The organism is Mesorhizobium sp. M0048 (assembly GCF_040323405.1).
Lineage (GTDB): Bacteria > Pseudomonadota > Alphaproteobacteria > Rhizobiales > Rhizobiaceae > Mesorhizobium.
This window is the reverse complement of the sequence record NZ_JAMYUV010000044.1, coordinates 1-23,082: the sequence shown is the minus strand read 5'-3', so window position 1 is coordinate 23,082 and position 23,082 is coordinate 1. Positions and strand designations below refer to the sequence as shown.

Sequence of the window (23,082 nt, the reverse complement as noted above, 5' to 3'; positions counted from 1 at the left end):
ATTGCGCCAGCCTCGGTTTCAAGCCTCGGGATGCGACTCGATCAGATCTTCGTCACCGCCAAAGCCGTGCATATAAAACGCCCATTGCAAGCCGATGACAGCGCCCTTGACTGGCTGCAGCAGGACGACGGCGAGAATGATGGTCAATGGCACCCAGATGGCGATGTGCTGCCAGGTCGACAGCGTCGAAGTCGCCTCGACACCCATGAAAGCGCCAAGCACGATGTGGCCGACAATGACCACCACAAGATAGGCCGGCAGGTCGTCGGCGCGATGGTGGTGCAGCTCCTCGCCGCAATGATTGCATTTGTCGACGGTCTTGACGAAGGCGCGAAACAGCTTGCCCTCGCCGCAATGCGGGCAGCGGCCGAGCATCCCGCGCTTCATTGCCGTCCATAGCGGCCGGGCGGTCCGGCCCGAGTGATGTTCGCCGCCGAAAACCCGTTCTTCCATCTGCAGTTCTGTTGGCATTACCGTCTCCTGCCGCGCGAGCCTGGACGCGATTGCGACGCGCGGGCGCGGCCTTTGGCCTTGTGGAACGACCGTTTGGAGCCGGGCAGCGGCTTTGGCTCGGTCAGCATCTCGAAACGCATCGCGCCGGCCATCGGCGCCACCTCGATCAGGCGAACCTCGACGCGATCAGCAAGCTGATAGCCCTTGCCGGTGCGTTCTCCGAAAAGCGATCGAGCAGTTTCGTCGTATATATAGTAGTCGCCGCCCAGGGTTGAAACCGGAATGAAGCCATCCGCGCCATACTGCGGCAATTGGACAAACAGGCCCGATTTGGTGACGCCCGAGATACGGGCGTCGAAACGGTCGTCGATGCGCTCGGCGAGATAGGCGGCGATCAGCCGGTCGACCGTGTCGCGCTCGGCGGCCATCGCGCGCCGCTCGGTCGCCGAAATCAGCGCCGAGACCTCTTCCAGCCGCTCCGCCTCGTCCTGCGTCAGGCCCCCCGGACCAAGGCCGAGTGCGGCAATCAGCCCACGATGCACGATCAGGTCGGCATAGCGACGGATCGGCGAGGTGAAATGCGCGTAGCGCTTCAGGTTGAGGCCGAAATGGCCGATATTGGCGGGCGAATATTCGGCCTGGCTTTGCGAGCGCAGCACCACTTCGTTGACCAGTCCCTCATTGTCGGCGCCGCGCACGCGAGCGAGGATGCCGTTGAACTGGTTCGGCCGCATCTGCGCGCCGCGCGCCAGCGACAGGCCGAGCGTCTGCAGGAATTCACGCAGCGATTCCTGCTTGGCAAGCGAAGGCGCATCGTGGATGCGGTAGACCAGCGCCTGCCGCTTCGCCTCGAGTGTCTCGGCTGCGGCGACATTGGCCTGGATCATGAACTCTTCGATCAGCTTGTGCGCGTCGAGCCGCTCCGGCACGACGACCTTGTCGACGGTGCCGTCCTGCTTGAGCAGGATCTTGCGCTCGGGCAGATCGAGTTCAAGCGGCTGGCGCGTGTCGCGGCCGCGCTTCAGGATCCCGTAGGCGTCCCATAGCGGCTTCAGCACCGCATCGAGGATCGGGCCAGTCGTGTCGTCCGGTGCGCCGTCGATCGCCGCTTGCGCCTGCTGATAGGCGAGTTTCGCCGCCGACTTCATCATGACGCGATGGAACGAGTGTCTGAGTTTGTGGCCATCGGCCGAGAAAGTCATCCGCACCGCTATCGCCGGACGATCCTGGCCCTCGCGCAGTGAACAGAGGTCGTTCGAGATGCGCTCCGGCAGCATCGGCACGACGCGGTCGGGGAAATAGACAGAATTGCCGCGCTTCAGCGCTTCGCGATCGAGCGCCGTGCCATAGCGCACGTATGCAGCGACATCGGCAATCGCGACGGTGACAACCACGCCGCCGGCGTTCTTCTCGTCGGTGTCGGGCATGGCGAACACCGCGTCATCATGATCCTTGGCGTCGGCCGGATCGATGGTGAGCAGCGGCAGCTCGCGCCAATCCTCGCGGCCGGCAAGCGTCGCCGGCTTGACCGCCTCCGCCTCGGCGATGACGTCGGCGGGAAAAATATGCGGAATGTCGTTTGCGTGAATGGCGATCATCGAGACCGCCTTTTCGCTGGTCAGCGAGCCCAACACCGCCAGAACCTTGGCTCTCGGCAGCCCGTAGCGGGAGGCCCGCGCCGGCTCGACCTCGACCAGGTCGCCGTTCTTGGCGCCGTTCTGGAATTCCTTGTCGACGACCAGCTCGGGCTGGCGCCTTTCCACCGGCTCGATGCGGAACGTGCCGTCCTTCAGTACGCGAAAAACGCCGAGAACCGCATCGGTGCGCTTCTCGAATATCTTCATAACCCGGCCGGTATAGGCGGGGCCTGCCGGGTCGTCGGTCGGAAAGGTCTTGGCCAGCACGCGGTCGCCGATACCAGGCGTCGGCCCATTGCCGCCGCGCGACACGCGGATCGCTATGACCGGCGGTTCGCCATTGCCGATCGCTTCGGTCGGGTGCGCCAGCAGCACACCGTCGGCGTCACGGCCGAAGATGTCGAGCACCGCGACGTGGGGCAGGGCGCCGACACGGGCGAGCCGCTTGCGCTCCTTGGTCAGCAGGCCTTCGTCCTGCAGGTCGCGCAAGACGTCCTTCAGCCAGATACGGTCTTCGCCGCGTAGCGCAAACGCCTTTGCGATGTCGCGTTTTCCCGCGCGGTCCGGATTTTCGGCGATGTAACGCAGTATCTCGTCGCGTGACGGCCGGTAATTGTCCCTGACCTTGGCGCGAGTATCGGCGGTGCGCAGATCGCCGTGGCTTCTTCCGGAGACTTTGCGCGCCAACCCGTCCTATCCCTTTTTCCTGGCCGCCGGTTTTTTGGCTGCAGCTGGTTTCTTGGCAGGCGCGGCCGCTTTGCGGAAGGGCTTCCTGGCGCCATTGCCGCCCTTGGCTTCCTTTTCCGCAATGAGCGCCACGGCATCGTCGATCGTCACCGATTGCGGGTCCTTGCCCTTCGGCAGCGTCGCATTGACCTTGCCGAAATTCACATAAGGGCCGTATTTGCCGTCGCGCACGACGATCTTGCCGCCGCCGGAAGGATGCTCGCCAAGTTCCTTGAGCGCAGCGGCTGTGCCGCCATTGCGGCCGCCTTTGCCCTTCAATTGCTTCTCGGCGATCACCGAGACGGCGCGATTGAGGCCGATCGAGAACACGTCTTCGATGCTGTCGAGATTGGCGTAGGTGCCGTCATGCAGCACGAACGGCCCGTAGCGCCCCAGCCCGGCCGAAATCATCTTGCCGGATTCCGGATGCTTGCCGACGTCGCGCGGCAGCGACAACAAGGCCAGCGCCTTTTCATGATCGATCGAATCGGCAGTCCAGCCCTTGGGCAGGCTGGAGCGCTTGGCATCCTTGCCGTCGCCGCGCTGGATATAGGGGCCGAACCGGCCATTGCGCAGCGTGATCTCCTCGGCGGTATAGGGGTCCTTGCCGAGCAATTTGGTGCCGTCTTCGCCACCGCCGTTCTCGCCATTGGGATTGGCGGCGTCGCCAAGCTGGCGGGTGAAGGAGCATTCGGGATAGTTCGAACAGCCGACGAAGGCGCCGAACTTGCCGAGCTTCAGCGACAGGTTGCCGGTGCCGCATTTCGGACAGATGCGCGGGTTCGAACCGTCTTCGCGCGCGGGAAACACCAGCGGCGCCAGTTCCTCGTTCAACGCATCGAGGACGTCGGTGACCCTCAGCTCCTTGATGTCGGCGACGGCGCCGGAAAAATCCTTCCAGAAATCGCGCAGCACGTCCTTCCAGGCGAGCTTGCCGTCGGAGATTTCATCGAGTTTCTCCTCGAGCGAAGCGGTGAAGTCGTACTCGACATAACGCTCGAAGAAGCTTTCGAGGAAGGCTGACAATAGCCGGCCCTTGGGCTGTGGCACCAGCTTGCGCTTGTCGATGGTGACGTAATCGCGATCCTCGAGCGTCTTCAGGATCGCCGTATAGGTCGACGGCCGGCCGATGCCCAGCTCTTCCAGCTTCTTGATCAGCGAAGCTTCCGAATAACGCGGCGGCGGCTCGGTGGTGTGCTGGGTGGCGTTGATCGCCTCGCGTGTGAGCTGCTCGCCGGCACGGATCTCGGGCAGGCGGCGGCTTTCCTCGTCTTCCGAATCTTCTTCCTTTTGCTCGATGTAGGCAGCAAGGAAGCCGTCGAAGCGAACAACGGAACCGACAGCACGAAGCTCGGCGGTACGCGAACCGTTGATGGCCTCGATCTCGACCGTGGTGCGCTCTATCTCGGCCGGCTGCATCTGGCTGGCGATGGCGCGTTTCCAGATCATCTCGTAAAGCCGCGCCTGGTCGGCGTCGAGATACTGCCTGACGGAAGCCGGCGTGCGCATGAAATCGGTCGGACGGATCGCTTCGTGCGCCTCCTGGGCATTCTTGGCCTTGGCGGAATAATAGCGCGGCTTTTCAGGCAGGTATTTGGCACCGAATTCCTTGGCGATCGCATCGCGTGCGGCAGAGATCGCCTCGGGTGCCATCTGCACGCCGTCGGTCCGCATATAGGTGATCAGGCCGGTGGTCTCACCGCCGATCTCCATGCCCTCATAGAGCCGCTGCGCCACCTGCATGGTGCGGTTGGCCGAAAAGCCGAGACCCGACGAGGCTGCCTGCTGCAGCGTCGAGGTGGTGAAGGGCGGCCCGGGATTGCGCTTGGTCGGCTTGGCTTCGACCGACGCCGCCTTGAAGCTGGCGCCTTCGAGCATCGCCTTGATGTCGTCGGCCTGCGCCTTGTTGGAAATGTCGAGCTTTTGCAGCTTCTTGCGCTCGAAGGTGGTCAGCCGCGCCTCGAAATTTTCCTTGCGCGGCGTGCCGAGAATGGCGGCGACCTGCCAGTATTCCTCGCGGACGAAGCGTTCGATCTCGGATTCGCGGTCGCAGACCAGACGCAGCGCCACCGACTGGACACGGCCGGCGGACCGGGCGCCGGGCAGTTTGCGCCACAGCACGGGCGACAGCGTGAAGCCGACCAGATAGTCGAGCGCACGGCGGGCGAGATAGGCATCGACCAGCGGCGCATCGATCTGGCGCGGATTGGCCATCGCCTCCAGCACCGACGCCTTGGTAATGGCGTTGAAGACGACGCGGCTGACCGGCTTGTCCTTCAACGCGCGCTTTTGCTTCAGCACTTCCAGGACATGCCAGGAGATCGCTTCGCCCTCGCGGTCCGGATCGGTGGCGAGGATCAGCCCGTCGGCGTCCTTGACCGCCTTGGCGATATCGGCGAGACGCTTTCCAGACGCGGTGTCGACGGCCCAGGACATGGCAAAGTCCTCATCCGGACGCACCGAGCCATCCTTGGCCGGCAGATCGCGGACATGGCCGAACGAAGCCAGAACCTTGTAGTTCTTGCCGAGGTACTTGTTGATTGTCTTCGCCTTGGCCGGCGATTCGACGACGACGACGTCCATACGGTCTCATATCAGTTGTGATGCGGCAGAAGAATTCCGCTGCGCGCGACGAAATCTCGTTCAATGTGTCGCTCACATGGCCGCGCTTTTGCATCCGGTCAAGGCCAAGCAGTCAAAATGCGGCCCTGCACCGAATGCGCAACCCAGCGGCGCGCCATGCGATTTCCGCAATCCTGGACAAGGGAAATGAGCAGCCTATCGCTGGACAACACCCGGCAATTGATCCTGGAGAACGGGACAAACTCTCCCGCGGATATAAGAGAAACGTCGAGCACGCGCCAGCCCCGCTTGAACAGATGCTGTGAAGCGCGCAATCGGTAGCCCGGCATTTGCCCGGATAGTTGCAAGGAATTGGCGTGCTGAAAAGTCGGCCGCCGGGGCGGTTGGGTCAAGCTCCCAGCGACCAGCCGTGTTACCGCCTGTTACAGCGGATCAGAAGCTCAAGGCTTAGTCGGCCTTGGCGATATGCCAGACGCCGCCGACGCCCTCGCCGGTGACGTCGCCGGCCTTCTTGTCCTTGATGAACGTGTAGAGCGGCTTGCCTTCGTAGGCCCACATCCTGGTGCCGTCGGTGCGGTCGACGATCGTCCATTCGCCCTCGGCCTTGGCGTTGGCGTCAGCCTTCAGCGGCGGCCAATTGGCGGCGCATTTGTCGTAACAGTTCGACTTGCCGGCCTCGTCCTTGTCGTAGGTGTAGAGCGTCATGCCGCTGGCGTCGGTGTAGATCTTGGTGCCGCCGACCTCCGCTTCCTTCCACGCCTCGGCGGCTAAGGATCCGGCAGTGCCGAGCAAAAGCGCCGCCATGCCAATTGCGATCGTTTTCATGGACTTCTCCCTGAATGTTCGAAAAGCGCGCGGAACCGCGACTTCTTCTGATCAACGCTGCCCGGCTGCCCTTTCTTCCCGCGCTGTTCTCCATTGATCCAGGCGACGGCGTCGACTTGCTACCCAATCTGATGGGGGCCACGCGATGGTGATTGGCGGACGGACGTTGTCGCGGCTATATGGCTGCGCAGTCATCTGGAGATGGAAATGGCGTTGGACGTCGGCTATGTCAGTGCGATCGGGGCGGGAGCAATTTCGTTCCTGTCCCCCTGCGTGCTGCCACTGGTGCCGCCTTACCTGTGCTATATGGCCGGCGTGTCCGTCGACGATTTCCGCGGCGAAGCCGGCATTACGGCAAAGGCCGGTGTGCGAGGCGCGCTGGTTAATTCCTCCATCGCCTTCGTGCTCGGCTTCTCGACCGTCTTCGTCGCGCTTGGCGCTGGCGCCTCGACCATCGGCCATTTGTTACGGGTCTGGCAGGAGCCGCTGGCAATGGTGGCCGGTGTGCTGATCATCCTGATGGGGCTGAATTTCCTCGGCGTACTGCGTATCCCTTTGCTTTCACGCGAGGCGCGCTTCCAGTCGCAAGGCAAGCCGGCCAGCTTGATCGCCGCTTACGTCATGGGCTTGGCCTTCGCCTTTGGCTGGACACCCTGTATCGGCCCGGTGCTGGGGCCGATCCTGACGCTTGCCGGCGGCCGCGAGACGGTGGGCGAGGGCGCGTTGCTGCTTGCCGCCTACTCGCTCGGCCTCGGTATTCCGTTCCTGATCGCTGCGCTGTTTTCCGGCGCCTTCATGCGCTTTCTCTCGAAATTCCGCCTCCATCTCGGCCGCGTCGAAAAAGCCATCGGCGCGCTGCTGGTGGTCGCCGGCGTGTTTTTCCTGACCGGCGGCGTGCAGACGATGTCATATTGGCTGCTCGAGAATTTTCCGGTGCTGGGGCAATTGGGCTAGGTTTGTAGCCCGACGTGGTCTGTTCAGCTTTCGAAATAGCCCGGCTGGTCGATATCAGCGATCAGCCCAGGTCCGCTCGGCTGCCACCCCAGCAGCGCGCGAGTCCGTTCGCTCGAGGTCGGGACATCCATCGCCGCGAACATCGCGAACCAGCCAAAATGATCGGCGGCTTCTTCCGCAGACTTGGCGAGGACCGGCACGTTCAGGCGCCGGCCGATCACGCCGGCGATGTCCTTGAACGGCACGCCTTCTTCGGCGATCGCGTGATATCGCCCGCCACCGGCTCCATGCTCGAGCGCAAGCCGGTAGACGCGGGCGGCATCGAACCGATGCACGGCAGGCCAGCGATTGAGCCCTTCGCCGATATAGGCCGACACGCCCTTCCTACGAGCGAGGTCGATGAGAATAGGAACAAAGGCGTGGTCGCCCTGGCCATGGACCGACGGAGGAAGGCGGACAACCGATGCGCGCACCCCGCGTGCCGCCAGCGCGGCGGCTGTCGCTTCGGAGGCGCGGGGATAGGAAGCGGACGAGGGGACAGGCGCATCTTGCTCCGTCGCGATACGGGCCCGCGCCTGGAGCGCGGTCCCCGAGGTGACGAGCAGGAGGCGCTCGGAGCCTTCGAGCGCTCCGCCCATCACCTCGATGGCACGCCGGTCCATCTCGCAGTTTTGCGCGAACTTCGAGAAGTCATGGTTGAACCCGGTGTGGATAACCGCATCGGCGGCTGCCGCGCCCCTGCGCAGGCTCTCCACGTCTTCGAGGTCGCCTCGATGCACCTCGGCTCCAGTGGCGGCGAGCGACTTGGCCGATGCCTCCGAGCGGGCGAGGCCGAGCACCTGATGGCCGGCGCCGATGAGTTCTTGAACGACGGCAGAACCGACGAATCCGGTCGCTCCGGTAACGAAAACACGCATCACGACTTGTCCTTGTTCGTTTCTGACCACGACCATTTTCGCGGCCCGGTGACGTCGTGATAGGCGCTTGAGAAAATACGATCTATGCGGTAAAGTCCGAATTATCTTCGCAATCGTCCGGAATGACACGTGGATCCTCTTTCAGATGTGCTCTCGCTGCTGAAGCCGCGAAACTATATGTCGGCCGGCTTCGATGCAGGTGGTGAATGGTCGATCCAGTTCCCCGACCAGCAGCAAAGCATTAAGACCGGAGCGGTGGTCTCCGGCCGGTGCTGGCTGTCAGTAGAGGGCGTTGCCGACGCAGTGCGCCTTGAGACGGGGGACTGCTTCCTGTTGCCGAGTGGGCGGCCTTTCCGCCTTGCAAGCGACATGAGTTTGTCGCCTGTTGAAGCCGTCAAGATTTTTCCGCCTGCGCGAGCCGGCGGTGTTGTGACCCACAATGGCGGCGGTGATTTCTTTCTGGTCAGCAGCCGCTTCGCGCTTGGCGGCAATCATGCCGGCATCCTGTTGCGGATGCTGCCAGCCATTGTGCATATCCGCAAAGAGTCGGACAAGTCGGCCCTGCGCTGGTCGGTGGAGCGGATGATGCAGGAGCTGCGCGAGCCACAACCGGGCGGCTTTCTGGTGATCCAGCACCTTGCTCACATGATGCTGGTTCAGGCGTTGCGGCTGCATCTTTCAGAAGGATTGAAAGGTGGCGTCGGCTGGCTCTTTGCCCTCTCGGACAAACAGATGGGCGCGGCGATCAGCGCCATGCATGAGAATCCGGCGCATGGCTGGACGTTACAGGAACTGGCGGAACGGGCCGGCATGTCGCGATCGACCTTTGCGCTCAGATTCAAGGAGACGGTCGGCGCGTCGCCGATGGACTATTTGACGCGCTGGCGAATGCTGCTGGCCGGGGATCGGCTGACGAATTCCAGCGATCCCGTCGCCGTCATCGCGCTGTCGCTCGGCTACGAATCCGAAAGCGCCTTCAGCACTGCTTTCAAGCGGGTCATGAACTGTTCGCCACGGCAATACGGCCGTGGCCGAGCCCCCAGCTTCGCATCACGCAACGAGGCGGAAGCCGCCTGAGCCGATCGGCCTGAGCGTGCCGCGGGTTGGAGGTTCCACCGTCTCACCGGAATTTAACCGCATTGGTGCAGCATGGCGCCGGTGCTCCTAACGCTCCGATTCCAGATCCCTTTCAACGGTTGCTGTCCCCATGAGCCAGAGATCCTGCCTGTCCATCATCCTCGCTGCCGGCGAAGGCACGCGCATGAAGAGTGCCGTGCCGAAAGTGCTGCACACAATCGCCGGCCTGCCAATGGTTGCCCATGTCGTCAAGGCGGCCGAAGCCGCCGGCAGCGGCGATGTGGCGCTGGTGATCGGCCATGGCGCCGATGACATGCGCAAGGCCGCACTCAAGTTTGCGCCCAAGGCCGAAGCTTTCGTTCAGGAGAAACGTCTTGGCACCGCGCACGCCGTGCTTGCCGCGCGCGCAGCAATATCAAAGGGGTATGACGACATCCTGGTGATGTTTGGCGACACGCCGTTGATCGATCCAGAAGCGCTCGCGGCGGCGCGGCTGAAGCTGGCCGAAGGTACGGCCGTCGTCGTGGTCGGCTTCCGTACGGAAAATCCTTCGGGCTACGGCCGGCTTATCGAAAAGGCCGGCAAGCTCGTGGCCATCCGCGAGGAGAAGGACTGCTCGGACGAGGAGAAGAAAATCACCTTCTGCAATGGCGGGCTGATGGCGGTCGCCGGCAGGCACGCGCTGAAGCTGCTCGATCAAGTCGGCAGCAAGAACGCCAAGGGTGAGCATTATCTCACCGACATCGTCGAGATCGCCGCTGCGCAGGGACTTGATGTCGTAGCCACCGAAGCCAGTTTCGAGAATGCGCTCGGCATCAACAACCGTGCCGAGCTTGCCCAGGCGGAAGGTATCTGGCAGGCGCGTCGACGGCAGGAAGCGATGCTTTCCGGGGTGACACTGGTTGCGCCCGAAACCGTGTTCTTCTCGCACGACACCGAGATCGGCGCCGACACGATTGTCGAGCCCAATGTTTGGTTCGGCCCAGGCGTGAAAATCGCGACGGGCGCCAAGATCCATGCCTTCAGCCATATCGAAGGCGCCACTATCGCGTCGAATTGCGATGTCGGGCCGTTCGCGCGGCTGCGGCCCGGGGCCGATCTGAGAAACAAAGCCAAGGTCGGCAATTTCTGCGAGGTGAAGCAGGCGATCGTCGAGGAGGGCGCCAAGGTCAACCATCTGACCTATATCGGCGATGCCCGCATCGGCGCAGGCGCCAATATTGGCGCCGGCACCATCACGTGCAATTATGACGGTTATTCGAAATTCTTCACCGATATCGGCGAGGGTGCCTTCATCGGCTCGAACTCCTCGCTGGTGGCACCGGTGTCGATCGGCAAGGACGGCTACATCGCCTCAGGCAGCGTCATCACCGAAAGCGTACCCGACGATGCGCTGGCCTTCGGTCGCGCCCGTCAGCGGACTCTACCCGGCAAGGGCAAGGAGTTGCGCGAACGGTTTGCTTCGGCCGCGGCGGCCCGCAAAAAAGGGTAGGCGCGACGAGCGGGATCATGTCTTTGACTGATTTCTGGAGCCGTTGGGCCGAGATAGGATACAGAAGCGGAGAAACTGAGCAATTGCAGTAACCGGATTGCAAGTGCGCCCTGTCATGGTGCATCTGTGCAGGATAGTCCGGCTGATACCGGACGAAATGGAATGTGATTTTTCGCGACAGCCCGGCAGTCTCTAAATGGCGCCGGGTTTGAGGTCGGAATCGGGGGCAGGCGCGATGTGCGGTATCGTTGGAATTGTCGGTAACTCGCCGGTCGCGCCGCTTATCGTCGATGCGTTGAAAAGGCTCGAATATCGCGGCTATGACTCGGCCGGCGTCGCCACGATCGAGCACGGCAGGCTTGACCGCCGCCGCGCCGAGGGCAAGCTGGTCAATCTCGAGCGCCGGCTGAAGGACGAACCGCTCGACGGCATGATCGGCATCGGCCACACGCGCTGGGCCACGCATGGCGTTCCGAACGAGAGCAATGCGCATCCGCATTTTTCCGACGGCGTCGCAATCGTCCATAACGGCATAATCGAGAATTTCGCCGAATTGCGCGACGAGCTGATGCGCGACGGCTACAGCTTCGCCTCACAGACCGATACCGAAGTCGTCGCGCATCTGGTGGCGCGCGAACTGGCCAGGGGGCTGAAGCCGGTCGAGGCGGCGCATAAGGCGCTGAAGCGGCTAGAAGGCGCCTTTGCGCTCGCCATCATGTTCAAGGGCGACGAGGATTTGATCGTCGGCGCGCGCAATGGCCCGCCGCTCGCCGTCGGTCACGGCGACGGCCAGATGTTCCTTGGCTCCGACGCCATCGCGCTTGCCCCGTTCACCAATTCGATCACCTATCTGGAAGACGGCGACTGGGCGGTAGTGCGCCGCAACGAGGTCGATATTTTCGACATGGGCGGCAACAAGGTCGACCGCAAACGCCAACAGTCGCTGAGCACGAGCTTCATGGTCGACAAAGGCAACCGCCGCCATTTCATGGAAAAGGAAATCCATGAGCAGCCGGAAGTGATCTCGCACACGCTGGCGCATTATGTCGATTTCGTCGGTGGCGCCTCGAAGCCGCTCGCTCTGCCGTTCGATTTCGCCAAGATCGACCGGCTGGCGATTTCGGCCTGCGGCACCGCCTATCTCGCCGGGCTGATCAGCAAATACTGGTTCGAGCGCTATGCGCGGCTGCCGGTCGACATCGATGTCGCTTCGGAGTTCCGCTACCGCGAGATGCCGCTGTCGAAGAACGATGCCGCTTTCTTCATCTCGCAATCGGGTGAGACCGCCGACACGCTGGCATCGCTGCGCTACTGCCGCAAGGCTGGCATGAAGATCGGCGCGGTCGTCAATGTGCGCGAATCGACCATGGCGCGCGAATCCGACGTCATCCTGCCGACATTGGCCGGCCCGGAGATCGGCGTTGCCTCGACCAAGGCGTTCACCTGCCAACTTTCCGTGCTGGCCTCGCTGGCGGTGCGGGCCGGCGTGGCGCGCGGAACGATTTCGCATGAGCACGAGAAAACGCTGATACGCGAGCTGTCGGAAGCGCCGCGTTATGCGAACCAGGTGCTAAAGCTCGACGGGCAGATCGAAAAAATCGCGCGCGACCTCTCGCACTACAAGAATGTGCTTTATCTCGGCCGGGACACCAATTTTCCGCTGGCCATGGAAGGTGCGCTGAAGCTCAAGGAGATCTCCTATATCCATGCCGAAGGCTATGCTGCCGGCGAGCTGAAACACGGCCCGATCGCGCTGATCGACGAGAACATGCCCGTCATCGTCATCGCCCCGCATGACCGCATCTTCGAAAAGACCGTGTCGAACATGCAGGAGGTGGCCGCGCGCGGCGGCAAGATCATCCTGATCACTGACGGCAAGGGCGCGGCGCACGCTACGGTGAAGACGATGGAGACGATCGTTTTGCCGGACGTGCCGGAAATCATCTCGCCGATCATCTACGCGCTGCCGATCCAGATGCTCGCCTACTTCACCGCCGTGTTCATGGGTACGGACGTCGACCAGCCTCGCAACCTGGCGAAATCGGTAACGGTGGAATAGGTCTCGTTTAAAAACTTCGCCATTCCAAAGCGCCTTCCGGTTCAGTAGTGTCGCGCTGCAAACACACGCTGCGGTGAACCATGTCGGACGCTCTCAAGACCTCAGGCATGACCCGGCTGAGAAACTATTTCCTGACCGGCTTCGTCGTTTGCGCGCCGCTCGCGATTACCGCCTACATTGCCTGGTCGCTTATCGGCTGGGTCGATTCCTGGGTCAAACCCTACATTCCGGTACGCTACAATCCGGACACCTACCTGCCGTTTCCAGTGCCGGGTTTTGGGCTGATCGTTGCCCTGATCCTCATCACTTTCATCGGCTTTATGACCGCCAATATCGTTGGCCGCGCCATCGTCAACTTCGGCGAGCGCCTGCTTGGTCGCATGCCGCTGGTGCGCGGCATCTACCGTTCGCTGAAGCAGATTTTCGAGACGGTGCTGTCGAACAAGGGCGACATGTTCCGCCAGGTCGGGTTGGTAGAATATCCGCGCAAAGGGGTCTGGTCGCTTGTCTTCGTCGCCAGCGAGAAGGAAACCGAGATCAACCAGAAGCTCGACCGGGAAGGCGATCCGCTGATTGCCGTGTTCATGCCGTGTACGCCCAACCCGACGACAGGCTTTCTGATGTATGTGCCGAAATCCGACATCGTATCGCTCGACATGACGATCGAGGACGGAGCCAAGCTGATCGTGTCGGCCGGCCTGGTGGCGCCAGCTGTCAAAATGATGACGGTGAACGGCGAGCAGATCCACGGCGCGCTTGCCAATCCTCCGCTCGACACGATGCCTCAGCCGGCACGCAGGAGCCGCACGGCCTCGTCGCGGCCGAACAGATAGAGCAACAGGCGTAGCGCCGTGCCGCGTTCGGACTGCAGTTCCGGATCGCGCGACAGGATCAGCCGCGCATCGTCGCGAGCGGCCTCGAGCAGGTCGGCATGCACCTCGATGCGCGCCACCTGGAAGCCCGGCGTGCCGGACTGGCGGGTGCCGAGCAACTCGCCTTCGCCGCGTAGCTTCAGATCCTCTTCGGCGATACGGAAACCGTCCTCGGTCTCCCGCATCACCGACAAACGGCGTTTTGCCGTCTCGCCAAGCGGGTCCTTGTAGAGCAGCACGCAGGATGAAGGCTTGTCGCCACGCCCGACCCGGCCGCGCAATTGGTGCAACTGGGCGAGGCCAAAGCGCTCGGCATGCTCGATGACCATGATCGTCGCATCAGGCACATCGACGCCGACCTCGATGACGGTGGTGGCGATCAGGATACGGGTGTCGCCCTGTTTAAAGGCGCGCATCGCCTCGTCTTTGTCGGTGCCTTTCATGCGGCCGTGCACCAGGCCAATGCGGTCGCCGAACAGTGGCTTCAGCGAGGCAAAACGGTCCTCGGCCGACATCAGTTTGATTTCCTCGGATTCCTCGACCAGCGGACAGATCCAGTAGATTTTCTGGTCATCGGCGACGGCGTCGAGCATGCGTCCGATCAGTTCGTCGAGCCGTTCAAGCGGCAAGGTGACGGTGCGGATTGGCTGGCGGCCGGCCGGCTTTTCCGTCAGCTTCGACACATCCATGTCGCCGAATGCAGTCAGCACCAGCGTTCGCGGTATCGGCGTTGCCGTCATCACCAGCATGTCGGGCGCGTCGCCCTTGGCGGTGATCGCAAGGCGCTGGTGGACGCCGAAACGGTGCTGCTCGTCGACGACGGCGAACACGAGGTCATGGAACGTAACCGTTTCCTGGAACAGCGCATGAGTGCCGACGACGATGTCGATGTCACCATTGGCCAGCCCGGTCAGCGTGTCGGCACGCTCGCGGCCCTTTTCGCGACCGGTGAGGACGGCGACACGCAGCCCGGCCCGTTCCGCCAACGGCGCAATCGTTGCAAGATGCTGGCGCGCCAGGATTTCGGTCGGTGCCACCAATGCCGCCTGGCCGCCGGCCTCGACGGCACGCGCCATGGCAAGCAGCGCGATCACCGTCTTGCCGGAGCCGACATCGCCCTGCAAAAGGCGCAGCATGCGTTCGGGGTCGCCGAGATCGGCGTTGATTTCGGCAAGCGCCATTTCCTGCGACATGGTCAGCGAATAGGGTAGTGCCACGCGAAGTTGCTCGACTATGCGGCCGTCGCCGACGAGTGGCCGGCCCGATAATCGGCGGACCTTGGCCCGCACCAGCGCCAGCGATACCTGGCCGGCCAAGAACTCGTCATAGGCAAGGCGCCGCCATGCTGCGCCGTCGACCGAGACGTCGATCGGGTCGGCAGGATTGTGGATGCGGTTGAGCGCATCGGTGAAAGCAGGAAAGGCATGGCGGCGCCGGAACTCGCCGTCCTGCCATTCGGGCAGCACCGGCAGGCGGGCCAGCGCCTGGCCGATGGCCCGGCGCAGCACCTTGCCCGAGAGCCCGGCGGTCAGCGGATAGACCGGCTCGACCAGCGGCAGGTTTTCCGCGTCGCCGGCAAGTGCGATATGGTCGGGGTGAACCATGGTCGGGCGGCCGTTGAACCATTCCATGCGGCCTGAGACGACGACATGCTCGCCTACGGGCATTGCTTTTTCGAGATAGGCAGCATGGGCATGGAAGAAGGTCAGCGCGATCTCGCCGGTGTCGTCATGGGCGTAGACCCGGTACGGGACCGACCTGTTGCCGCGTGGCGGCGGCTGGTGGCGGTCGATGCGTACGTCGAGTGTGACAATGGCGCCCTCGGCCGAACCGGCGATGCCCGGGCGGTTGCGGCGGTCGATGACAGTATGCGGCAGCACGAACAAGAGGTCGCCGGCGCGCGCGGCCCGGTCGCCGAGGTCGGCTGCTACGACTTTTTCGATCAGGGCGCCAACTTTCGGCCCGACGCCGGCAAGCGAGGTGATCGGGACAAACAGCGGATCGAGGAGGGAAGGACGCATGATGTCAGCTTATGTTGCGGCGACTGTAGCGCAAGGCTGACACCGCCTTCTATCCACGCTATATGCGCCGCCTAGGCAAGGATGTTGCAAGATGACCGGAACGAAACGATCAAGCGAGGGCCTCGATGCCCGCCGCCGCAAGCTTTTGTTTCGTTCGTGGCACCGCGGCATGCGCGAGATGGACCTTATACTCGGCAGCTTCGCCGACGCCGAGATCGGCGCCTTGACCGGCGACGAAATCGACCAATATGAGAGGCTCCTCGATATTCCCGACACCGAATTCCTGCCTCTCGTCACTGGCGAACGCCCGGTTCCGGCGGATGTCGACTGTGCCGTCCTGCAAAAAATCCTGGCTTCGCGCCGGGAGATGACCTTCTGAACAACGTGTAGCCATGAGCCTTATCCCTACGATCGGTCTGCCGAAAGGCCGCGCCGGCCAGTTCATTGTCGATGGCGTCGCCGACGGCTACGAAGCCTTTGCCCTGGTGCAGGCTGCGCACGAGATCGCCCCCGACAAGCCGGTGCTGTTCGTGGCCCGCGACGGCCAGCGCCTGCCGGCGATCGTCGAGGCGCTTGCCTTTGCCGCGCCGGGCCTCCCGGTGCTGGAACTGCCGGCCTGGGATTGCCTGCCTTATGACCGTGTCTCGCCCGGCGCCGATGCCGCCGCAAGGCGGCTCGATGCACTGGCTGCAATGATTGCGCTGGCGAAGAAGCCCCACCGCGCCGTCGTCCTCACCACCGCGAATGCGCTGTTGCAACGCATTCCGCCGGCTGAACTCGTCGAGGCGCAGATCTTCCACGCCAAACCGGGCAACCAGATAGACATGAACGTGCTGGTGTCGCGGCTGGAGAATTCCGGCTTCGAGCGAGTGCCGACGGTGCGCGGTATCGGCGAATTCGCGGTGCGCGGCGGCATTCTCGATCTCCTCGCGCCCGGCTGGACTGAGGCGCTGCGCCTCGATTTCTTCGGCGATACGCTGGAATCGATCCGCGTCTTCGATACCGCAACACAGCGCACCACCGGCCAGCGCAAGTCGATGGCGCTACAGGCGATGAGCGAGGTGGCGCTGACGCCAGAGACGATCAGCCGCTTCCGCCGCGCCTACATCGAAGCCTTTGGCGCGCCCTCGCGCGAAGATGGACTCTATGCGGCGGTCAGCGAGGGCAGGCGGTTTGCCGGCATGGAGCACTGGCTGCCGTTCTTCTATGAGCGGTTGGAAACCGTGTTCGATTATTTGCCGGATGCGCCGGTGGTGTTTGATCATCTGGCGCATGAGGCACTGGCCGAGCGCCATGCGCTGATCCTCGATCATTATGAGGCGCGCAAAAAACAGGCCGACGGCGCCTTGAAGGATGCCGTGCCCTACAAGCCGGTGTCGCCGGATTTGCTTTATCTGTCGCCCGAAAACCTGATTGCCTCGCTTGGCCCACGCGAAGCGATAGACTTCACGTCCTTCGATGCGCCCGATGCCGGTGCGAAAAAGGTTTTCCATGCTGGCTCGCGCCATGGTCGCAGCTTCGTCGAGGAGCGCGCCGACCCTAACGCCAACGTCTTCGACGTCGTCGTAAAACACATTTCCGACGAGCGCGCTGTAGGCCGCCGTGTCCTCGTCGCCGGCTGGACTGAAGGTTCGCTCGACCGGCTCGGCCAAATCCTGGCCGAGCATCATCTTGGCAATCTGAAACCGGTGGCGACGCTTGCCGAAGCCGAAAAGCTTGAGCCTGGGCAAGCGGGACTGGCCGTGCTGCCGCTCGAATCCGGCTTCGAGACGGAGAAACTGGTCGTCATCGCCGAGCAGGACATTCTCGGCGACCGACTGATCCGGCGTTCGAAGCGCAAGAAGCGCGCGTCCGACTTCATCGCCGAGGCTTCGGCATTGTCCTCAGGCGATATCGTCGTCCATGCCGACCATGGCATTGGCCGCTTCATCGGGCTGCGCACCATCGAGGCGCTCGGTGCGCCGCACGATTGCCTCGAAATCCACTATGCCGGCGACGATCGGCTGTTCTTGCCGGTGGAAAACATCGAGTTGCTGTCGCGCTATGGCTCGGATTCGGCCGAGGCGACACTCGACAAGCTTGGCGGCGGCGCCTGGCAGTCGCGCAAGGCACGGCTGAAGAAACGCCTGCTCGACATGGCCGGGCAGTTGATCCGCATCGCCGCCGAGCGACAAATGCGGGCCGCACCGGCGCTGCTGCCGGCGGAAGGCCTCTATGGCGAGTTTGCAGCGCGTTTCCCCTATGAGGAAACCGACGACCAGCAAACGGCGATCGATTCGGTCAGGGATGATCTGGGCGCTGGAAAGCCGATGGACCGGCTGATCTGCGGCGATGTCGGCTTCGGCAAGACCGAAGTCGCGCTTCGTGCTGCCTTCATCGCGGCGATGGAAGGCTTTCAGGTCGCGGTGGTGGTGCCGACGACATTGTTGTCGCGCCAGCATTTCAAGACCTTCTCGCAGCGCTTCTCCGGCCTGCCGATCCGCGTCGCCCAGGCCTCGCGGCTGGTCGGCGCCAAGGAACTGGCCGAGACCAAGAAGGGCGTCGCCGAAGGCCAAGTCGACATTGTCATCGGCACGCACGCACTGCTCGGCTCCTCGATCTCGTTCAAGAATCTCGGCCTGCTGATCATCGACGAGGAGCAGCATTTCGGCGTCAAGCACAAGGAGCGGCTGAAGGATCTCAAGACCGACGTCCACGTTCTGACGCTATCGGCGACGCCGATCCCGCGAACGCTGCAGCTTGCCTTGACCGGGGTGCGTGAGTTGTCGCTGATCGCCACGCCGCCGGTCGATCGCATGGCCGTGCGCACCTTCATCTCCCCTTTCGATCCGCTGGTCATCCGCGAGACGCTGCTGCGCGAGCGCTACCGTGGCGGCCATTCTTTCTATGTCGTACCGCGCATCAGCGATCTCGCGGAAATCCATGATTTCCTGCGCGAATCCGTGCCTGAGCTGAAAGTGGCCGTGGCCCATGGTCAGATGCCGCCCGGCGAACTCGACGACATCATGAACGCCTTCTATGACGGCCAGTACGATGTGCTTTTGTCGACCACAATCGTCGAATCCGGCCTCGATATTCCGACTGCCAATACGCTGATCGTACACCGCGCCGATATGTTCGGCCTGTCTCAGCTCTATCAGCTGCGCGGGCGCGTCGGCCGCTCTAAGGTGCGCGCCTACGCGCTGTTCACGCTGCCCGCCAACCGCAAGCTCACCGATACAGCCGAGCGCCGGCTGAAAGTGCTGCAGTCGCTCGATACGCTAGGCGCCGGTTTCCAGCTGGCCAGCCACGACCTCGACATTCGCGGCGCCGGCAATCTGCTTGGCGAAGAGCAGTCGGGCCACATCAAGGAGGTCGGCTTCGAGCTCTACCAGCAGATGCTGGAGGAGGCAGTGGCCGAAGTGAAGGATTCCGGCGAGGTGCAGGACGGCGGCTGGTCGCCGCAGATCGCCGTCGGCACAGCGGTGATGATCCCGGAAAGCTATGTCCCGGATCTGCAGCTCAGGTTGGCGCTCTATCGCCGCCTTGGCGATCTCGAAAACACTGAAGAGATCGACGCTTTTGGCGCCGAGCTTATCGACCGTTTCGGGCCGCTGCCGGAAGAGGTGAAGCATTTATTGAAGATCGTCTTCATCAAGGCACTTTGCCGCAAGGCCAATGTCGAAAAACTCGATGCCGGACCGAAAGGCGTCGTCATCCATTTCCGCAAGCGCGAATTCCCCAATCCGGTCGGGCTGGTCAAGCTCATCGGCGAACAGGGTTCGCTGGCCAAGATCCGGCCGGACCAGAGCGTCGTCTTCAGCCGCGACTGGCCGACGCCCGAAAAGCGGCTGGCAGGCTCAGCGGTTGTCATGACGCAGCTGGCACGGCTGGTGGAGAAGGCGGCGGCGTAGCAGGGTATCGCTGGTGCTCTGGACCATGACGGCGCTGGTACTTTCGCCCTGCCGTGCCATTCGCCAGCGCTGAGATTCCGGTCTAGAATAGGAAATCGGCTTCGTGTATGCAGCCGCGACCCCATATGGGGCGGATTGGCGGGCGATGGCGTCCGCGTGAAAAGAGCGTTAGGTGCTTCGATGACGAAATGGTCGCCGAATTCGTGGAGAGCTAAGCCGATCCAGCAGGTTCCTGCCTATCCGGACCTTGCCGCGCTGAGGAACACGGAAGCCCAGCTCGCCACCTTTCCGCCGCTGGTTTTTGCAGGTGAGGCACGCAAGCTGAAGAAGCAGCTTGCAGCCGTCGCTGCCGGTGACGCATTCCTTCTGCAAGGTGGCGATTGCGCCGAGAGCTTCGCCGAACATGGCGCGGACAATATCCGCGACTTCTTCCGCGTCTTCCTGCAGATGTCGGTGGTGCTGACCTTCGCTGGCGCTCAACCGGTGGTGAAGGTCGGCCGTGTCGCCGGCCAGTTCGCCAAGCCGCGCTCGTCCGACAATGAGACCAAGGGCGGTGTGACGCTGCCCAGCTATCGCGGCGACATCATCAACGGCATCGAGTTCGATGCCAAGTCGCGCATTCCCGATCCTGCAAGACAGGAGATGGCGTACCGCCAGTCGGCGGCGACGCTCAACCTTTTGCGCGCCTTCGCCCAGGGCGGCTACGCCAGCCTGGAGAACGTGCATCAATGGATGCTCGGGTTCGTCTCCGACAGCCCGCAGGGCGAGAAATACGAGTCGCTCGCCAACCGCATCACCGAGACGATGGACTTCATGAAGGCCGTCGGCATCACCTCGGAGACCAATTATGCGCTGCGCGAGACCGATTTCTATACCAGCCATGAGGCGCTGCTGCTCGGTTATGAAGAGGCGCTGACCCGCGTCGATTCGACCTCGGGCGACTGGTACGCCACCTCTGGCCACATGATCTGGATCGGCGATCGCACGCGCCAACCCGACCATGCGCATGTCGAATATTGCCGCGGCATCAAGAACCCGCTGGGGCTGAAATGCGGGCCGTCGCTGACGCCGGACGGCCTGTTGCAACTCATCGATCTGCTCAATCCGGAGAACGAGCCCGGCCGGCTGACGCTGATCGCTCGTTTCGGCTCCGATAAGGTTGCCGACCATCTGCCGAGGCTGGTGCGAGCGGTACAGAAGGAAGGCCGCAGTGTGGTGTGGTCTTCCGATCCGATGCATGGCAATACGATCGAGGCCGCCGGCTACAAGACACGGCCGTTTGACCGCATCCTGAAGGAGGTGCAGACGTTCTTCGAGGTGCACCGCGCCGAAGGCACGCATCCCGGCGGCATACACATCGAGATGACAGGCAAGAACGTCACCGAATGCACCGGTGGTGCCCGCGCCATCACCGCCGAAGAATTGCAGGATCGCTACCACACCCATTGCGATCCGCGGCTCAACGCCGACCAGGCGATCGAATTGGCGTTCCTGGTGTCCGATCTGCTCAAGAAGAGCCATCCGGTCCAGCACAAGCAGGCCGTCAACGGCTGATTAGAACGTATTCGATCATCGAGGTGGTCAGCGAAACGCGTCCGGCGGGTGTCGCATTTGCTCGTGCCTAACGCACGCAAAACTGGAATCCTGCGAAGCGACGGCAATTGCATCGGGAGGCCGATATGGCTGACAGTCACACCGGATCATGCTTGTGCGGGGCAGTGCGGTTCCAGACACGAGGACCGCTGCGCGGTGTTATCTACTGCCATTGCTCGCAGTGCCGGAAGCAGAGCGGGCATTTTTATGCGGCGACCAATGTTGCCGACCGCGACATCACGATCACGGGCGCGGACAGCATCACCTGGTACGAGGCATCTTCGTTTGCCAGACGGGGTTTCTGCAAGACATGCGGCTCGCTGCTGTTCTGGAAGCCGACGGATGATGGCTATGTTTCAGTCCTGGCCGGGCTGTTCGACGCGCCAACCGGACTTCAAGGGGAATGTCACATCTTCGTCGGCGACAAGGGCGACTATTACGCGGTCGACGACGGGCTGCCGCAGTTCGAGAAGTCAACGCCGTCGATCAAGGTGGCAGGCGACTGATTTTTGAAGAGGTCGCCTTATTCCCTTGGTCCAGCCATTGCGCTAATCCCCTGCCGGTGATTCCGAAGGGTTTTGGCATGCAGCGGCTGATCGACGCTTTTTACAACTCGGTGCGGGCGTTTCGCAAACTGGCCGCCAGCGAGGAGGCCTTCCAGCTGGAGCTGACGCTGCTTGTGCTTGCCTTGCCGCTCGGCTGGTTCCTTTCGGAATCGTGGCGCGGCTATGCGCTGCTGATCGGCGCGGTGCTGCTCATGATCATGATCGAGGTGCTGAACACCGGCATCGAGGCGGCCTGCGACGCGTTCAGCCGTGAATTCAACGTCGATATCCAACTGGCCAAGGATTGCGGTTCGCTGGCGGTGCTTATTTCGGTGGTAATCGCTGCAGGCGTCTGGGGCGTCGCCATCGTCGAGCGGATCCTCGGGGTGCCGATCTGACGTTTCAGACACTACATGCCGTCACTGCATTTCTCGTTTTGACCATGATCTTTTCCGAAAAACCGGTACCACTTTTCGGGATCATGGTCTGAGGGAACCGACATGACCAATACCGCCGGATTTCTGCTGCTTGAACGTGAGGGCCTGCCGGACGATCTGCGCTGGCTGGCCGAAAAATATCCGCGCAAGATCTGGCAGGCGCATGCCAACATTCACGGCGTGGCCAATATGTGGCTGCAGCGGCACGATATGTTCCGCGAGCTTGGCGACATGCTCACCAGTGGTATCGGCGATTATCGAGAAGGTAGGCTGAACGCGCCGGAATTCGCGCGCTGGTTCGCGCCGCGCCTCAACCATTTCCTCGGCAATCTCGACGGCCATCACAATGTCGAGGACCATCATTATTTCCCGGTCTTCGCCAGGGCCGAGACCCGTCTGAAGCGCGGCTTCGAGATTCTCGATGCCGATCACCACACAATCCATGAGGGACTGGAGCGCAATGCCGAGGCGGCAAATGCCTTCATCCGCACGCTTCAGGAGAGCGAGGTCAAGCAGCGCTTCGCCGCCGATGCCTATGCCGACGAGAACAGCCGGCTGATCGCCATGCTGACCAGGCATCTTGCCGACGAGGAAGACCTGATCATCCCGCTGATCCTGGAAAAGGGTGACCGTGCGCTCGGCATAGATTGACGATCAGCTTCCCTTGCGAAGCTCCTTCTTGGCGAAGAAGTGCGACGCCACCCAGCCGAGGATAGCCACAACCAGGCCGATTGCCAGAGCGATCAGCAGCCGCTCGTGACGGGCCAGTGCCTGGCCGACGATGCGCTCGGCACCCAGCCCGAACACATAACCGACCGTGCAGAACAGCGCCGCCCAGACCACCGATGAGATGGCGTTGAGGATGGCGAAACGCGACGCGGCAATGCCGGACAGCGATAGTGTGCTGAAGGTTCTGCAAAAAGTTTTGGAGAGAGAACGGGGCTTGCTCTGAGGGGCGAGCGGCCATGGCACGGTGGTGACGTTGCGATCACCGATTC

Annotated in this window: 18 protein-coding genes and 1 pseudogene; 12 read left to right on the top strand and 7 right to left on the bottom strand. The window is 62.6% G+C overall.

Annotation, left to right across the window (positions count from 1 at the left end):
- Positions 1-18: 18 nt before the first annotated feature.
- The 4 genes from NKJ84_RS26055 to NKJ84_RS26040 form a co-directional block, all read right to left on the bottom strand.
- Positions 19-471: a DUF983 domain-containing protein gene (locus NKJ84_RS26055; protein WP_352508824.1), complete on the bottom strand. Its 453-nt coding sequence runs from the start codon at positions 469-471 to the stop codon at positions 19-21.
- Positions 471-2,777: a ribonuclease R gene (gene rnr / locus NKJ84_RS26050; RefSeq protein WP_502896240.1), complete on the bottom strand. Its 2,307-nt coding sequence runs from the start codon at positions 2,775-2,777 to the stop codon at positions 471-473. Before rnr ends, NKJ84_RS26055 begins: the two co-directional genes overlap by 1 nt.
- Before the next feature lie 6 nt (positions 2,778-2,783).
- Positions 2,784-5,399 carry a type I DNA topoisomerase gene (gene topA / locus NKJ84_RS26045; RefSeq protein WP_352508823.1) on the bottom strand — a complete coding sequence of 872 codons (2,616 nt, stop codon included), beginning with the start codon at positions 5,397-5,399 and terminating at the stop codon, positions 2,784-2,786.
- Positions 5,400-5,846: 447 nt separating this feature from the next.
- Positions 5,847-6,224: a COG4315 family predicted lipoprotein gene (locus tag NKJ84_RS26040; RefSeq protein WP_352508822.1), complete on the bottom strand. Its 378-nt coding sequence runs from the start codon at positions 6,222-6,224 to the stop codon at positions 5,847-5,849.
- Between the two features lie 14 nt (positions 6,225-6,238).
- On the opposite strand from NKJ84_RS26040, the gene NKJ84_RS26035 reads away from it, so the two are divergent.
- Together NKJ84_RS26035 and NKJ84_RS26030 are read left to right on the top strand one after the other, a co-directional pair.
- On the top strand, positions 6,239-6,376 hold the full coding sequence (locus tag NKJ84_RS26035; RefSeq protein WP_352508821.1) for a hypothetical protein: 138 nt from the start codon (positions 6,239-6,241) through the stop codon (positions 6,374-6,376).
- 55 nt (positions 6,377-6,431) lie between these two features.
- Positions 6,432-7,178: a cytochrome c biogenesis CcdA family protein gene (locus NKJ84_RS26030; protein ID WP_352508820.1), complete on the top strand. Its 747-nt coding sequence runs from the start codon at positions 6,432-6,434 to the stop codon at positions 7,176-7,178.
- Positions 7,179-7,201: 23 nt separating this feature from the next.
- Here NKJ84_RS26030 and NKJ84_RS26025 read toward each other — a convergent pair whose 3' ends face one another.
- A complete protein-coding gene (locus NKJ84_RS26025) occupies positions 7,202-8,095 on the bottom strand; it encodes an SDR family oxidoreductase (protein ID WP_352508819.1) in 894 nt (297 codons plus the stop codon).
- A gap of 129 nt (positions 8,096-8,224) precedes the next feature.
- Between NKJ84_RS26025 and NKJ84_RS26020 the strand changes: the two genes are divergently transcribed.
- The 4 genes from NKJ84_RS26020 (at position 8,225) to NKJ84_RS26005 (ending at position 13,556) form a co-directional block, all read left to right on the top strand.
- Positions 8,225-9,172, top strand: coding sequence for an AraC family transcriptional regulator (locus NKJ84_RS26020; RefSeq protein WP_352508818.1), 948 nt, complete (start codon positions 8,225-8,227; stop codon positions 9,170-9,172).
- 130 nt (positions 9,173-9,302) lie between these two features.
- Complete coding sequence (glmU, locus tag NKJ84_RS26015; RefSeq protein ID WP_352508817.1) at positions 9,303-10,664, top strand: bifunctional UDP-N-acetylglucosamine diphosphorylase/glucosamine-1-phosphate N-acetyltransferase GlmU; 1,362 nt, start codon at positions 9,303-9,305, stop codon at positions 10,662-10,664.
- 235 nt (positions 10,665-10,899) lie between these two features.
- Positions 10,900-12,723, top strand: coding sequence for a glutamine--fructose-6-phosphate transaminase (isomerizing) (gene glmS / locus NKJ84_RS26010; RefSeq protein WP_254820154.1), 1,824 nt, complete (start codon positions 10,900-10,902; stop codon positions 12,721-12,723).
- Between the two features lie 80 nt (positions 12,724-12,803).
- A complete protein-coding gene (locus NKJ84_RS26005; RefSeq protein WP_352479017.1) occupies positions 12,804-13,556 on the top strand; it encodes a DUF502 domain-containing protein in 753 nt (250 codons plus the stop codon).
- On the opposite strand, the gene recG is transcribed toward NKJ84_RS26005, so the two are convergent.
- The gene (gene recG, locus NKJ84_RS26000) at positions 13,508-15,616 is read right to left on the bottom strand and encodes an ATP-dependent DNA helicase RecG (protein WP_352508816.1); all 2,109 of its coding nucleotides are present in this window, start codon (positions 15,614-15,616) and stop codon (positions 13,508-13,510) included. The two genes, NKJ84_RS26005 and recG, sit on opposite strands and share 49 nt — an antisense overlap.
- Before the next feature lie 91 nt (positions 15,617-15,707).
- Here recG and NKJ84_RS25995 point away from each other — a divergent pair, with 91 nt between their 5' ends.
- The 6 genes from NKJ84_RS25995 to NKJ84_RS25970 all read left to right on the top strand — a co-directional run bounded on the left by NKJ84_RS25995 (position 15,708) and on the right by NKJ84_RS25970 (position 22,735).
- Positions 15,708-15,995, top strand: coding sequence for an FAD assembly factor SdhE (locus tag NKJ84_RS25995; protein ID WP_352491635.1), 288 nt, complete (start codon positions 15,708-15,710; stop codon positions 15,993-15,995).
- A gap of 13 nt (positions 15,996-16,008) precedes the next feature.
- Entirely contained in the window at positions 16,009-19,509 is a 3,501-nt protein-coding gene (gene mfd / locus NKJ84_RS25990; RefSeq protein ID WP_352508815.1) for a transcription-repair coupling factor, read from the top strand.
- 180 nt (positions 19,510-19,689) lie between these two features.
- Complete coding sequence (locus NKJ84_RS25985) at positions 19,690-21,063, top strand: class II 3-deoxy-7-phosphoheptulonate synthase (RefSeq protein WP_352508814.1); 1,374 nt, start codon at positions 19,690-19,692, stop codon at positions 21,061-21,063.
- Between the two features lie 125 nt (positions 21,064-21,188).
- Positions 21,189-21,608, top strand: a complete 420-nt coding sequence (locus NKJ84_RS25980) for a GFA family protein (RefSeq protein WP_352508813.1) — start codon at positions 21,189-21,191, stop codon at positions 21,606-21,608.
- Between the two features lie 77 nt (positions 21,609-21,685).
- Positions 21,686-22,045 (top strand): diacylglycerol kinase, encoded by a 360-nt coding sequence (locus NKJ84_RS25975; protein WP_352508812.1) that lies wholly within the window; start codon positions 21,686-21,688, stop codon positions 22,043-22,045.
- A gap of 102 nt (positions 22,046-22,147) precedes the next feature.
- Positions 22,148-22,735, top strand: coding sequence for a hemerythrin domain-containing protein (locus NKJ84_RS25970; RefSeq protein WP_352508811.1), 588 nt, complete (start codon positions 22,148-22,150; stop codon positions 22,733-22,735).
- A 3-nt stretch (positions 22,736-22,738) separates the two neighbouring features.
- Here NKJ84_RS25970 and NKJ84_RS25965 read toward each other — a convergent pair.
- Positions 22,739-23,082: pseudogene (locus NKJ84_RS25965) on the bottom strand (hypothetical protein); the annotation flags it as partial.

What these genes read in the sequence shown, in the direction of transcription:
- NKJ84_RS26055 (WP_352508824.1), bottom strand. Translation starts at nt 471, where the DNA reads ATGCCAACAGAACTGCAGATGGAAGAACGGGTTTTCGGCGGCGAACAT.
- NKJ84_RS25985 (WP_352508814.1), top strand. Translation starts at nt 19,690, where the DNA reads ATGACGAAATGGTCGCCGAATTCGTGGAGAGCTAAGCCGATCCAGCAG.
- recG (WP_352508816.1), bottom strand. Translation starts at nt 15,616, where the DNA reads ATGCGTCCTTCCCTCCTCGATCCGCTGTTTGTCCCGATCACCTCGCTT.
- mfd (WP_352508815.1), top strand. Translation starts at nt 16,009, where the DNA reads ATGAGCCTTATCCCTACGATCGGTCTGCCGAAAGGCCGCGCCGGCCAG.
- NKJ84_RS26040 (WP_352508822.1), bottom strand. Translation starts at nt 6,224, where the DNA reads ATGAAAACGATCGCAATTGGCATGGCGGCGCTTTTGCTCGGCACTGCC.
- NKJ84_RS25980 (WP_352508813.1), top strand. Translation starts at nt 21,189, where the DNA reads ATGGCTGACAGTCACACCGGATCATGCTTGTGCGGGGCAGTGCGGTTC.
- NKJ84_RS25975 (WP_352508812.1), top strand. Translation starts at nt 21,686, where the DNA reads ATGCAGCGGCTGATCGACGCTTTTTACAACTCGGTGCGGGCGTTTCGC.
- topA (WP_352508823.1), bottom strand. Translation starts at nt 5,399, where the DNA reads ATGGACGTCGTCGTCGTCGAATCGCCGGCCAAGGCGAAGACAATCAAC.
- NKJ84_RS26030 (WP_352508820.1), top strand. Translation starts at nt 6,432, where the DNA reads ATGGCGTTGGACGTCGGCTATGTCAGTGCGATCGGGGCGGGAGCAATT.
- NKJ84_RS25995 (WP_352491635.1), top strand. Translation starts at nt 15,708, where the DNA reads ATGACCGGAACGAAACGATCAAGCGAGGGCCTCGATGCCCGCCGCCGC.
- NKJ84_RS25970 (WP_352508811.1), top strand. Translation starts at nt 22,148, where the DNA reads ATGACCAATACCGCCGGATTTCTGCTGCTTGAACGTGAGGGCCTGCCG.
- NKJ84_RS26005 (WP_352479017.1), top strand. Translation starts at nt 12,804, where the DNA reads ATGTCGGACGCTCTCAAGACCTCAGGCATGACCCGGCTGAGAAACTAT.
- NKJ84_RS26035 (WP_352508821.1), top strand. Translation starts at nt 6,239, where the DNA reads ATGTTCGAAAAGCGCGCGGAACCGCGACTTCTTCTGATCAACGCTGCC.
- glmU (WP_352508817.1), top strand. Translation starts at nt 9,303, where the DNA reads ATGAGCCAGAGATCCTGCCTGTCCATCATCCTCGCTGCCGGCGAAGGC.
- glmS (WP_254820154.1), top strand. Translation starts at nt 10,900, where the DNA reads ATGTGCGGTATCGTTGGAATTGTCGGTAACTCGCCGGTCGCGCCGCTT.
- NKJ84_RS26025 (WP_352508819.1), bottom strand. Translation starts at nt 8,095, where the DNA reads ATGCGTGTTTTCGTTACCGGAGCGACCGGATTCGTCGGTTCTGCCGTC.